1 protein-coding gene is annotated in these 1,819 nt (G+C 40.1%); it reads left to right on the top strand.

Translation table 11 applies throughout. The features are described 5' to 3' along the window. On the top strand, positions 1-1,665 hold a 1,665-nt coding region (locus LB465_RS17855), incomplete at its 5' end, for a T9SS type A sorting domain-containing protein (protein ID WP_224471279.1). Positions 1,666-1,819 lie beyond the last annotated feature (154 nt).

Raw genomic sequence — 1,819 nt, 5'->3', positions numbered from 1 at the left:
GGTGGAAACTGGGCCGATACAGATGCCAGCGGGGTAGATCTCAGCGATCCAACGTTGGTAGATTTTAGTAGTCTGTCTCCTGGAACTTACACCTTTACTTATACAGTAAGTCCGGATGATGAGAATTCTACTTGTCCTGATGATGAGTCGGTAGCAAGTATCACTATTGATGATGCTTTGTATGCTGGTGTAGACGGAGAAGATCGTTTCTGTGAAGGAGATGAGAGCAAGGATGCAGTAAACCTGTTTGACCTTATCACCGATGAGGATGCTGGTGGAAGCTGGTCTGATACAGATGCCAGTGGGGTTGACCTTAGTGATCCCACGATGGTAGATTTTACTGGATTGAGTACAGGTTCATATACCTTCACCTATACGGTAACACCTGGAGAGGAATCAGAATGTATTGAAGATAGTTCAGAAATAGAAATTGTGATCGATGCCCTTCCTGAAACCCCCGAATACCAAGCCTCTATGGCCGATTGTATTGGGGGTGATGGTGGACTGGTCTTTGTTGGTGCAGGGAATAATTTATACTATAGTATTGATGAAGGTGATTTCGTTCTATATGAAAGCGAAATTAGTCTTGCCGTAGGTACATATGAATTCCGAATTCGATATGAGGAAAATGGTTGCATCTCAGAAGATTTTGAGGTAATTATAAACAGGCTGAGCCAGGTTGATATTGACCTTTTAACTGAGGTTACTCAGCCAGATTGTGAAACCTTCCTGGGTACAATCTTCATCACCAATTCTGGAGAACTCGGGGATTTAAGTTACACGGTTATTAATGAGGATACAGATAAGACATTTTATTCTAATGTAAGTTATCCACTTGGAGGCTTTACAGATCTTATTGTTGGTTCCTACTTAATTACCTCAATTAGTGATGATGGATGTACGAGTGGATCCACCACAGTTGATTTAATAGAACCAATTTGTGATGATTTTGAAGGTTGTACATTAGGGTATTGGAAGAACCATACCGATAGATGGCCGGCCAGTAATTCTGAGGAAAACAGCTCTTCGGAAGAAATATGTTACGCATTCACAACTTGTACTTTATATGGAGATGTTTTTTCTAATGCTCCTAAATCAATTAGTGGTATGACCTTGCTTGAAGCATTAAATGCCAAGGGAGGCGGAGTTAAAAATTTGGCAAGGCAATCTGTAGCGGCGTTATTAAACGCTTGTAGCGAAGAAGTAAACTATGAAATCGCCACTGCTGCAGAGTTAATTGCCTATGTGAATGCAAAGTTTGGAGATGCGAACAACACTGCGAGTTACCTCGATATGTTGAACAATGCGGGCTGTTCGTTAGGTGGTAGTCGAGCTACTACAGAACCGAGTCCAAGTTGTCTCGAGGATGAAGATCCTTACAGGAATGAGATTGTTAGCAGCAGCACAGAAGGTTTCTCTGCTTGGCCGGTACCTTTCGCAACCAACTTGAATGTTCAGTATGAATTTGAATACATTTCTCACGTAACTTTAGAGTTTTATAACCTTAATGGTCAATTACTACGTACCTATAGGGATAAAAGAGTAACCAATGGAGATGTAACAGAACTCACTCTGGATTTTGCTACAAAAGCAAACCAGATCTATATTCTGAGGGTAATAACTGACAGAGATATTTTTGTTAAAAAAATCCTGTCTGGAAACTAGTAATAAATATAATTGCTATTAATAAGGAAGAGGCTGTCTGAAAAGGCAGCCTTTTTTGTTGTATTATTTTCTGGTTTTTAGTATTTTCATGTAATGAAAGCCAAAGCAGTATTTAAGACCTATGACCAGTCGCAGTTAAGTCTTTTACCTCCCA

The sequence above is a fragment of the Salegentibacter lacus genome (assembly GCF_020164555.1).
GTDB classification, from domain to species: Bacteria; Bacteroidota; Bacteroidia; order Flavobacteriales; family Flavobacteriaceae; genus Salegentibacter; species Salegentibacter lacus.
This window is presented reverse-complemented; position numbering and strand designations above follow the sequence as displayed.